Source organism: Cetobacterium sp. (assembly GCF_051653945.1).
Taxonomy (GTDB): Bacteria; Fusobacteriota; Fusobacteriia; order Fusobacteriales; family Fusobacteriaceae; genus Cetobacterium_A.
Genome location: NZ_JBOFXD010000025.1, coordinates 1 through 11,791 on the forward strand (window position 1 = coordinate 1; position 11,791 = coordinate 11,791).

Below are 11,791 nucleotides of genomic sequence, written 5' to 3' on the forward strand. Positions count from 1 at the left end.
AAGCAACTTATAAAATGTTGTCTTTTTAAGATTTAGCATCTCCATAGCTCTAGTACCTGTGATTTCTCTAGTTTTCCAACTGTTGTAAATATCTTTCCAGTTCTCTGGAAAAGGTATTGGTTTTCGCCCTTTATACTTTCCTAACTCCTTTGCTATCAATATTCCCTCCCTTTGACGCTCTAAAAGATTAGTCCTTTCAAACTCATTTATAGCAGCTATCATAGTTAACATTAGCTTTCCAGTAGGTGTAGATGTATCAATGCTCTCTTTAAATGACACTAAATGTACCTTTTTTTTGGCTAAAAGGTCAGTTATATGTAAAAGGTCCTTAGTAGATCTAGCTAATCTAGAGAAATCATGGACATATACAGTATCTCCTTCTCTAACGAACTCTAGCATATTTTTAAGTTCAGGTCTCCCCTCGATATCCTTACCTGATACTTTTTCAATATACAGTTTTTCCACCTTGGCCTCTTTCATCCTCACTAATTGGCGACTTTCGTTTTGGTCCACAGTGGAGACTCTAACATATCCAACTTTCATACTTCCTCCGATAATTAAAATTCTTAGGAATATTATACAATATCGTTCGTTTAAAGTAAATAACAATCACATGTTCATAAAATACGTTCGAAAATTATTTTTAAGGCTTTGTAATTTTAATTTTAAGGCGTTCGTTTAGATTGTACCTTATTAGGATATAGAAAAAAGCAAAAATAAAGAAAAGTGAGAAATATGAGGTTATGGTAGGTCGTATCTGAAAAGGTTAAAAATTTAAATAAATATAGTGATATAACCGTAAAAAAAGGTATCATTTAACTTTGATACCTCTTTTTATTTAAGTAGTCAATAAAGTTATAAATCTCTTTGACTAGTCAATTTTAGAGGTTTTAATAGTCTAACAACTCCTATTTTTAGCCTATTTTGACTAAGGTATAGTTTATTTAAAATTAAGTTTGACCATTTTTTTAATAATGTATTAAAACCAATTGAAAATATTGACTTAGTCGATTTTTTGGTGCCAAGGTACAAAAAAACCGACGCGAGGCCTTTAGTGATATTATTTGGAGAAAGTATTATCATTTTAAGTAGTTGTACAGGATTAAACTTTTGTATTCTCTGACAGAGTCCAACATCTTTAGCAATATGATTAATTTCCTCTTCATCAATTAAAAAATTTAAACATTTAGATTTTATGAAAAAAGATCCTTTTATATTAGTAAAAATATTTTACCATAAAAAGAGCTAAAGTATTTGATTTTATTGGTATCTTAAGTTGATGGGCATGGACACGAGGCCTGAGGCAATGTTAAATGTAATATTGGATACTTGGATCTTTTAAGAGCTGAATGGGAACGTAAAGAGTTACGAAAGCGAGATTGAAAGAGCACTAGCTAAAGGGGTTAAGTTTGGAAGAAGCAAAAATGACGAATTTAGACAAAAATTTAATGAAATATGATAAAGATAACCCAAACTATCTTCCAGTTAAAGATGCTATTAAGGCAATTGTGTGTTCAAAAGCCATGTTTTACAAATTAATAGATGAAAAAGGCCAAAAATAGGAGATGGAATTTTAACTTCCATCTCCTATCATTTTTTATAAATTACCACTAATAAAGGGTTTATAACACCTATCTTTCTATTAAAATTTAAGTAAAAAACACTATTTTTCAAAAGTACCACTAATTTGGAGGTTTCAAAATTTATAAAAAATAACCTCAGAAAACTGACCTCGTAAAATCTATTTTAAGGTACTTCAAAAACTAATTAGATGTTAAAACATATATTTAAATCTGAAGTATTTTTTAAAGCGTACAAATTATTGAACATTTTTCTATTTTTGTCCATTAGTGATGTCTCTGAATTCTAGGGTCATTTTTTATCCTTTGGCACTAGATTTATAAATATATAAGATAAATACACTTTCCATTCTTTATTTATGCCAATTATATACCTGGTGTTAATTTTTCATACCTAAAACAATCATTTAATAATTCATCAATTTTTCCACTTAATATCCTCTCCAGGATAATAATATAATTACTAATATAATTTTACATTTCCGTGAAAAACATTTAAACAAATAAATTCTAATATATTTTTTATAATCTAAATCTCAAACCCTCCACTAATAATAAATTTTTGAAGAAGATTGTGTATTTTAATATTTATTTTAAACATGGGAATTGAAATACCTTCCAAATTTTCAAAGTACATTTTTGCCTTTTCTTTGTCAACTGTATTTTTCAACTCATCAAAACGTCCATATTCATTAATATTAGACTCATTCAAACCAATATTCATCATATTTCTAAGCGTGGATTCATCTAACCCTAACACTTGAGAAATATTATAAATTTCTTCATTTTTAGCTTTAAATCGATATTCCGATATATACTCTCTAAAGGTTTTATCATTTTCTATTACTCTATCTCCTCTTTGAATATCATGGATAAAAATATTAGCATACTTTTGTTCTTCTTGTGTCAAGCTAGCAAAGGATTTATGCAATTCATCCAGAGTTTGTTGAATTTGATTATCATCCACTCCTATCTGTTGTAGTGTTTTTAGATATTTTTCAAAACGTGAATTCATATAATCAGAGTCAATTCGTCCGGTATCAATTTCTGTTAGGTATCCCTCTATTTCAAAAGGTATATCATCAGAGCCGCTGCCGCTATTTCCTCCGCTAAACAATTCTTTATAACGAAGTGCTAATATTAAATAGGTATTTTCATCAAATTTTAATGTTATTATTGATTTTTTATTTTCTCGTTCGTTCTCAGTATAGTATTCTGATTGACTCCACTTAAATCCTTGAATTTTAGAAGCTTCTAAATAGTCAGTTAATTCTTTAAACAATTTTGTAAATTTCGCACACTCTGACTTATCATGTGGTAACTTCTCAAAGTTTTGAATTCCTGCATTAGTAAATAAAGTAAATATATCTTCGTAAATAGAGTTCATTTTGTTAATATTATATCCAAGTTTCTCAACAAATAGTCCAATAGGTTTGTTACCCGAGTATAACTTTACTGCATCATTAATATTTTGTTCCATTGTATGTGGATATCTATAGTAACGTATAGTTCCAAAAGGTTTTTCTGAGCCAAATAAACGATTTGTTCTAGAAAATGCCTGTATAATATTCTCATATTTAAGGATTTTGTCCATGTAAAGAGTATTTATCCACTTGGAATCAAATCCTGTGAGCATCTGATCAACTACAATTAACAGGTCTATTTGCATTTCTACAATTTTATCAATACGAATGTAAGGCTCTTTATGTGCTAACCTTGCGGCGATGTCTTTTTTAAATTTATCATAATTTGCAAGTGAAAAATCTTGTTTATACAGGTTGTTATAATCTTCCAAAATTTCAATAAGTCCATCTTCTTTAAATTTTATACCCTCATTATTATCAATATTAGAATCAAATAAAGCTGTGGTTTTCAGTTCCGGTTTTATTTTTTTTATCATTCTATAGTATTCAATAGCTTCATTTATACTGCTTGTTGCAAAGATAGCATGAAATTTTCCGTTATGACTTAGTCTAATCCAATTTTCCAGTAAGTCATTTACAACCATATTTTTATGTTCTTCTCTTTCATATTGAGATTTTGGCAAATAATCTTCTATTCCTTTAACATATTTACCACTTTTCTCTTTAGACCCAAACATTTTTACTTTTGAAGAATCCATAAACTCATAATAAATTTCTCTTTTTTTAGGATCAATAATTGCCTCCTCTTCTGTCTTTGCTTTTGCTTTCATAAGAGCAATTTCTTTCCTTAGATCTTTATCTCTGTAAGTTAGTACTTTATATGGGTCAAAACCAAGTACATTTTTGTCACGAATACCGTCCGCAATACTGTATCTATGCAATTCATTTCCAAATACTGTTGAAGTTGTATTCATTTTTTTTTGATTCTCTTCATGAATAGGTGTTCCTGTAAATCCAAAAAATATTGCATGAGGAAATGTTTCTTTTATTGTTATAAGCATATCTCCAAAAGTTGACCTATGTGCTTCATCTATAATGAAAACAATACGTTTTGAATTGATAAGTTGAATATCATGTGCATTTATTCCCCCAGCCTCATCTTTAATCTTACTCATCTTTTGAATAGAAGTAACTATTAAAGTATCTTCCAGATTTTTACTTTTTAATTTTGTAATCAAGACTCCTGTATTTTCAGTCGCCTGTACAGATTCATTTTCCTCTTTGAAATTTCTGTACTCCTCCAATGACTGCGTACCAAGCTCTATTCTATCCATCAAAAATATTACTTTATCAGCATCTTTAGAATTTGCAATCAGCTGTGCCGACTTAAAACTTGTCATAGTTTTTCCGGAACCTGTTGTATGCCAGACAAAACCTCCAAGTAAATTATTACTGTTCCAATCTGCTTTTGCAACGTGGTCAGATATTGCATTTGCTGCAAAATATTGATAACTACGCATAACTTTGAGAATCCCATCAGAATCATCTGCAACCATATAAAATCCAATCAACTGATGTGCCATTGGAATAGATAATAATGAAGAGGCAATTTTTTCCCAATTATTTATTGGTTCATTATTAAAGTCTGCCCAATGGAAGTAATAATTCTTATTAAATTTTCCATCAATCCCAGGATTTGCAAAATAGACTGTCTCTTCAGGTTCCATAGCAACAAAAATCTGTACTAATGAAAATAATCCGGTAAAAATACCCTCGTAAGAATATTTTTCTATTTGATTATACGCTTGACTGACAGGAATACCATTTTTTTTAAGTTCCACATGAATAAGAGGCATTCCGTTAATTAAGAGCATTATATCTCCACGCCTGTCATTTAGTATTTTTGATTTACTTTTAAATTTTGGTTGCTGTGCTATTTGGTAACGACTCTGCCCTGCAGCTATTTCTCTACGATCATATATTTTCAGACTTATTTCTTTTCCAAAATGCAATTTATCAGATGGATTATCTCGTTTTATTGATACTGTTTTTCCATTGATGAACCCATTTAATTTTAATGGAGTTCTTAACGTATTAATCTGCTCTAAAATCTGTTGCATTTCTCCATCCGTAAGAGGGAAATCATTCAAACGGTCAATTTCTCTATTGTTTTCAAAAAGGATATTAGCCCAGTTTGTGAGTAAATCTTCTTCACTAGGATGTTTTAACACTTCTTTTTCCCATCCTTTTTTTGATAAAATATCAATAAAAGCTTTTTCAAAATCATTTTCATTTGTAAAGGTCAACAATCTTCACCCCCAAGCTCCTTAGTTTTATAAATGGAATACCCTTCATAATAACAGCTTGCATCAAGCCATATTCGTGTACTTCGTTCGTTACCTTCTCTAAATGGATGTGCAATATTCATTTCCACATATTTTTCAATAAGTTCATCAAGCAGATATTTGTGAATTTCAGCAAGTACTTGAAAATTTCCTGTTTTTAGCGTATTTAATACTCTGCTTTTAAAAAGCATATTTGCTTTTGATTTGCTTATTTTCTCTTCAAATCTGGCAAGCTCTATTGAATCTTTAATTCCTAAATTGTTTTCCAAAACCATAGTTTTACTCCTATCTACTTAAATAAACATTTTTTCAAGACACGCTTTTTTGATGTTTTTTAACTTTTCCATCTCCCTTTGATGTAGAGTTATAAGTTTGTCAAACTTTTCAAAATATTCGCCAATTTTTTTCTGTTCTTCTTTTGATTTTGATATTGTTACATTAAGTGATAATAAATTTTCAGGTTTTACCGATTGACGTTTTACAACCGTTCCTTCTTCATATTGTAAGGCTCTCAACTTAAACTTTTCACTTTTTACTATCAGTTCAATAAAAGAAGGCTCTTCTTCAGTGATAAAAGTAACATATATAGGAGATATGACTCCTTTACCATATTTATTACGATCAATTGCACCGTATTTTAAATTTGAAGGATTATAAACTATGTCATTGTATTCAGTCAATAAATAAGTCTTATTTGTTGGATCTAAAGTCAAATGGTCACGATTGTTAGACTTTCTTTCACTTCTGTCAATAACGCCTTGTCCTGCTGCAAATGCTAATACAGGAGCATCCTCTGATATCTTTTGCAAAATTTTACGTTCTGTCAGAACTTTCCCCAACTCACATTGCTTCCAACTTCCTGTAAATCTTTTGAAACGAACTTCCGGGACATCTGTTCCATCTTTAGGAAACATTTTTTCAAACATCGATTTTTTTATATTTAGCAGTTTATCATACTTTATCTGATGAAGAGTAATAAGGTTCTCTATTTGCTTGAAAAAATCGCCTATTTGGGTTTGTTCTAAGTATAATGGAACATATAATTCTTGTGCCTCTAAATCTGTCTTACTTAGATTTCCTATAGCACCATTTCCTCCAGCTACATACACGTTTATAAATTTGCAATACCAATTTGAACCCATAGAAGCATTTAAAAAATAAGGTTCTTTTGCCCTTGCAAGCAACATAAATCCTCCATGAACCATTCTATTTAGAGCAACTTCATTTATAACAGCATGCTTTCCTACTAATCTTGTAGAACCATTAGCGGATGTTATTAATATATCGTTTCCTCTAACATAATCAATATTTACTGCATCCTCTGAAACAAAAATATCATCATCTTTAAGAACAAACTGATCTTCATTTATATTTGATGAACGCAATACTCTAATTCCACCATCTCTAATATCTGTCGGTTTATAAGTAAGCCCCCTTCTGACTTCTGCTAATTCATTAAATTCCTTCTTTTTCCATTCTCCTGCAAATCCCCTAAAACGAATTTTCGGTTTTTTCTCTACCTTGGTCATTTTATTCCCCCTTTAGCAGTGACTTAAACTCACTAAGACCTTTCATATCATACTCATTACCTTCTAGTTCATCTATTAAGTCTGAAATAGATTTTTCAGTTTCATGTATTTCATTCATAAGCGATTCATAAGTAACGGTATATTTTTCAGAAAGAACTTTTATTTTAGCAATTAGTTCATTTATTACCACTTCGGGAAGTTTATTTAATGAAGAAATAAGAGGATATATCCATTTTAATTCAAGTAATTTAAACACGTCTTCATCTGTAAGTTTTTCAATGCTTTCTTTTGTTTTGATGTGCAATTTTGTCGCTTCCGTTTTAACCTTAGATTTTAGTTCAGATTCTTCTATCAACAAGTTAGAAACTCTTATAATATTACTTTCATAAGAATCCTCAGGAAAAGTAAATTCAGACTGAAGCTTTATAAGATAATCATTAATAGCCTTTTTACCATATGTTCCATCTTTATTAGCTTCTATTTCTCCCCATTCAATTTGAGTATGATTCTTTATATAACTTTCTTTTTCAATTTTCTTTGCTTTGTTCTCAAGTAATTCTAGGTAGCCTTTCAATATATTTATCTCTTCTGATTCCACATCCGCATATATTACTTTTATTGCTTCAGATATTTCTTTCTTTACAAAAGCATCATTGGAATCGTTTAGAATTTTTGACTCTCTTTCTTCTTCGGATAGAGAATCTATTACTTCTTGATATTCAGTTGCAATTTCTAAAAGTCTTTTCTCTTTCTTTTTCAAATTCTGTAAATCCTCACTCAAATAGATTTCTTGAACAAGATCAAAAGGCATAATACGTCCAATCCAACCCTCTTGTACTTCCTGTTCTTTACCGTCTTTTTTCTTGGTTACCATTTTAGGGTCAACTTTCTTTGTTGCATCAAATCCTTCGCTCTGAATAATCTCTAAATCTATATCAACCGTATTCCAATCATCATCAAGTAATTGATAAGCCTCATATTTATTTATAAGAGGAATATTTTCTAGACGTCTAAATATATCTTCACTCAATATACTTTCTTCTTTAGAGCTATTAATAGACTCTATACTTGTAAATAACTCTTTTTTCAAAAACTCGTCAAAATCTGCAAATGAATTATTGAAGCTATTTACAAACTGTTTTACATCTATATGATTACTAATAGCATCACCTATATCTTTTACTTTTAATTCTAAATAAGAATCTGATTTCTTTTTAAATAGTGCTTCTCTCAAGTTAGGAAATGCTTTCCAAAACTCTCTAAGCTCATCTATTTCTTTTTCTGGAATACCTCCAAACATAGAAGCATATATATCCCAACTCTCAGTATTTTCTGAAGAGTCAACATATCTTGGTATATTTAAATTATAATCATTTTCACGAATTTTTTCTCTACTTATAACTTTTGAATACTTCGGTATAGATTCTCTATTGATGACAGTATCTGCAATTCTTTTTATGTCTGAGGCTCTAAGTTTATTATTTTTTCCATCTTTAACAAAACCTTTTGAAGCATCAATAATTAAGACATCTGTATTTTCACGTTTTTGTCTTAAAATCATTATAACAGTTGGAATGCCCGTTCCGAAAAAAATATTAGCAGGAAGCCCAATTATAGTATCAATATGATTTTTTTCAATAAGTTTATTACGAATTTTTGCCTCTTCATTTCCTCGAAAGAGAACTCCATGAGGTAAAACAATAGTCATTATACCATCCGGTTTAATATGATATAAATCATGTAAAAGAAAAGCATAATCAGCCTTTGCTTTTGGTGCAATTCCAAATTCTGCATAACGTGGGTCAGTTTCCTTGTTAGCCGAATCCCAGTTTTGTGAGTATGGCGGATTTGAAACAACTGCATCCACATAGAGTGGTTCATAAGCATTACTAGGGTTAGTTTCATCAAAGTATGGCCAATCATCTTCTAATGTATCAGCATTACGTGTTATTATATTACTAGGCTTTATTCCACGCATTACTAAGTTCATACGTGTCAAGTTATATGTATTTTGTTTTAATTCTTGAGCAAAATATTTGACACTATCTTTTTTAGTCATGTGTTTTGAAACAGAGTGACCAATATTTATCAACAATGAACCCGAACCACTTGTGGGGTCATAAATCTGTATTTCATTTTTATCTTTTAAATGGTGAGCAACTATTTCAGACATCAAAAGTGAAACCTCATGAGGTGTATAAAACTCCCCAGCTTTTTTTCCTGCATTTGCTGCAAACATACTTATTAGATACTCATAGATAAAACCAAGTACATCATAATCCTGTTTACCATCCATTGGTATATCTTTTATTAAATGAATCAATTCACTTATGGCTTTTGTTTGAGAAGCCGCATTTTCGCCCAACTTACTCAAACCCATTTGCAAAGTATCAAAAATACCCTCAAATACTTTTTTATGTGCGGGATCAATCAATCGACTAAATGCAGATAAGGCATCTCTAACATTAGATACATCAAAATCTTTTCCCATGTTTATCCATGTAGAAAATAAATTATTGTATGATATAAAATAACCTATATTGTTCTTAATATACTCTACTGTTTCATTATCTTCTTCAGAAAGTAACTGAATCTCTTCATCTGTGAATGCCTCTTTTTTTGCAAATTGTAATTCTTTATCAGACAAATACTTGTAAAAAATAAAACCTAGAATATAGTCTTTATACTCATTTGCCTCAATTTTTGACCGCATTTGATTAGCTGATCCCCATATTTTTGCTGCTAATTGTTGTTTATTCATAATATATCCTCACTTTCTTTAAGACTTTTTATAGATATAATATAATATTATATCCGTTCCACTATATTTTTCGTACAACTTACCTCGAAGAATTTCTAATTTGTCTTTGAGTTTTTTATTTTCTTCTTCTAATTCTTTTATTTTTTTATCTTTAGCAATTATGATAATATCTTTAGATTTTGAGGTTTTATCATACCTGGCTCTTTGATTTATAGTTTTGCTTATTATAGAGAAATGTCTTAGATACTCCACTAAGTTGTGAAGCATTATTAAAGTTAATTTTCTGTTCAGTCAAGAAAAGTTCTCTAATAGCCTTATCAATCTTATCTAAATCCATTTTAGATCTTTGTAAAGCATACTCCAAAAGGTGCTCTTATGCATCTAAATTTTTCTTAACATATTCATATCTAATAAGATTATCACCTTCAGCAGAAGATCAATCTACTTCAATAAATTTATTATTGGTATTATCTTTAAATCTAATATATAGGCTCTATTGGTAATCCCCCATCATCTGCTACAAAGTATCTTTCCTTTCCATCTTCTATTTTTACTTTAACTACTTCAACAGTATTATATCCACTACTATAGTTTAACTTTTCATATGCACTTAGTTTACTATAAACACTATAATGATTACAATTATATATTTTGTAACTCATGTGTAAAATATTCCATGGAATATTTTTAAACTACTATAAATAATATCTAATTACCTACATTATATTTTTTTATAAATACCAAACTATAAACTCGTTCTCATTCTCTTCAACCTTTATTTTTTTTGAAGTTAAAAGTCCATTTAAAAGCCTTTCAACCTCTTCAGGATTATTCTCTAATCTTGCAGCAACAGCATCGCCTTCAGGCGTTCTAGTAGATTTAAAGAAATCTATTAAAAATTCCTCTGCGTCAGTAAAAGCATCCATATTTTTAGTGTATCTTAATATCTCAGCTCTTTTTACACTCGGATTCTCTTCAAATATATCCTCTATAAATTTTTCTAAACACTCAACCTTATAGCTTAGAACTGAACTTTCTAAACTCTCATAAAACTTGTCACTTTTCTCTTTATCCCAATGCTTATAAAAAACTTTCTTAATTTTATTCATTCTCTTTCTCCTCGAAAACAATATTCCAAATTTCTCTAATTTTTTGTGTTTTAAAATGTCTATATATTGTTGTTTTCCCAGGGAGTTTTCCCTCTTTAGTTTTTTCCATAATTTCAACTATAGTTAAAGGAGCACCTTTTTCTAAATACTCTTTATACAGTAGCTCTTTAATCTCTTCTAAAGTATAGGTTTTCCCATCTGTAGTGGTTTTCTCCATACCTTTTTCTAACTCGTCCCAAATACTAGAGATTTTAGTAGTCTTAAAAAACTTTAAAACTGTTTCTAATGTTGGCAAATCTGGATCTTGATTTATCTCTTTTTGAGAAAGTCTTCTTCCAAATTTCTCTCTAGCCACCATTAAAAGTTTTATAATCTCCTCTTTAGAGTACATAGTCCCTAAATTAAATGTATAACCACATGACTCTTTAACATTTTTCCAGCTCCCAAAACGTCTTAAAAGAACTGTTTCAGAGTATTTAAAGCCATACTTTTTAAGTTGAAGCATAGAGGCACCATTATATGCTCCAATTTTCTCTGAAAACTCTTTATACATCTTTAAAAGCTCTTCGTTAGTTTCCTTTACGCTATTTTTTATAAAAGCTGGAGTTATAATTTTTTTCTTAGCTTTCATTGTTGCTATTTGATACTCTTTATTTAAATGTAAATAGTTAATTAAATCCTGCCAGATCTCAATATCCTTAAATCTTCTTTTTAAAGTAGGAAATGGAATAAATTTAGCTTTTTTATAAGCCACAGATGTAAATGCCTTATTCTCTATCATAACTTTACGAATGACTTTTAAAAGCTCTTTATCCTCTAACTTTAAGAGTTTCTTATGACTAGTACGTTTTACTATCCCTTTTTCAGAATCACATTGAGCCATTTTTCATTCTCCCTTCCAGGTCTAACGTCACCAGTTTCAAAAGTTGCACGATAATAAAAATCTAATCCCTCTATTAGATTTAAAAACTTATCTCTAGTAAAACAAGTAAAACTTCTTCCATCCTTCTCATAACTGTTTTCCCCATATTTAAAAGATGCATAAAGGACACCATCCTTTTTTAAAGCTTTATGACACCTTTTTATAGTTTCTAAAACTTCAT

9 protein-coding genes and 1 pseudogene are annotated in these 11,791 nt (G+C 29.7%); 1 reads left to right on the forward strand and 9 read right to left on the reverse strand.

The features are described from left to right. Nucleotides 1-543: recombinase family protein (locus ACRC8M_RS02510; RefSeq protein ID WP_438527700.1), on the reverse strand; the 543-nt coding region annotated here is incomplete at its 3' end. An 881-nt stretch (nt 544-1,424) separates the two neighbouring features. On the opposite strand from ACRC8M_RS02510, the gene ACRC8M_RS02515 reads away from it, so the two are divergent. Next, the gene (locus ACRC8M_RS02515; RefSeq protein ID WP_438527701.1) at nt 1,425-1,562 is read left to right on the forward strand and encodes a hypothetical protein; all 138 of its coding nucleotides are present in this window, start codon (nt 1,425-1,427) and stop codon (nt 1,560-1,562) included. A 547-nt stretch (nt 1,563-2,109) separates the two neighbouring features. On the opposite strand, the gene ACRC8M_RS02520 is transcribed toward ACRC8M_RS02515, so the two are convergent. From ACRC8M_RS02520 to ACRC8M_RS02555, 8 genes and pseudogenes are all read right to left on the reverse strand, one after another. Further along, nucleotides 2,110-5,250: a type I restriction endonuclease subunit R, EcoR124 family gene (locus ACRC8M_RS02520; protein WP_438527702.1), complete on the reverse strand. Its 3,141-nt coding sequence runs from the start codon at nt 5,248-5,250 to the stop codon at nt 2,110-2,112. Beyond that, nucleotides 5,247-5,564, reverse strand: a complete 318-nt coding sequence (locus ACRC8M_RS02525; protein WP_438527703.1) for a hypothetical protein — start codon at nt 5,562-5,564, stop codon at nt 5,247-5,249. Before ACRC8M_RS02525 ends, ACRC8M_RS02520 begins: the two co-directional genes overlap by 4 nt. Nucleotides 5,565-5,582: 18 nt before the next feature. Then, the gene (locus ACRC8M_RS02530) at nt 5,583-6,818 is read right to left on the reverse strand and encodes a restriction endonuclease subunit S (protein WP_438527704.1); all 1,236 of its coding nucleotides are present in this window, start codon (nt 6,816-6,818) and stop codon (nt 5,583-5,585) included. A 1-nt stretch (nt 6,819) separates the two neighbouring features. Then, nucleotides 6,820-9,579 carry a type I restriction-modification system subunit M gene (locus ACRC8M_RS02535; protein WP_438527705.1) on the reverse strand — a complete coding sequence of 920 codons (2,760 nt, stop codon included), beginning with the start codon at nt 9,577-9,579 and terminating at the stop codon, nt 6,820-6,822. Between the two features lie 479 nt (nt 9,580-10,058). Next, nucleotides 10,059-10,241, reverse strand: coding sequence for a hypothetical protein (locus ACRC8M_RS02540; protein WP_438527706.1), 183 nt, complete (start codon nt 10,239-10,241; stop codon nt 10,059-10,061). Between the two features lie 69 nt (nt 10,242-10,310). Beyond that, nucleotides 10,311-10,688 carry a hypothetical protein gene (locus ACRC8M_RS02545; protein WP_438527707.1) on the reverse strand — a complete coding sequence of 126 codons (378 nt, stop codon included), beginning with the start codon at nt 10,686-10,688 and terminating at the stop codon, nt 10,311-10,313. Continuing rightward, nucleotides 10,681-11,571: a hypothetical protein gene (locus ACRC8M_RS02550; RefSeq protein ID WP_438527708.1), complete on the reverse strand. Its 891-nt coding sequence runs from the start codon at nt 11,569-11,571 to the stop codon at nt 10,681-10,683. The genes ACRC8M_RS02545 and ACRC8M_RS02550 overlap by 8 nt, the downstream gene beginning before the upstream one ends. Next, nucleotides 11,541-11,791 (reverse strand): annotated as a pseudogene (locus ACRC8M_RS02555) (SAM-dependent methyltransferase); the annotation flags it as partial. The gene ACRC8M_RS02550 and the pseudogene ACRC8M_RS02555, both read right to left, overlap by 31 nt.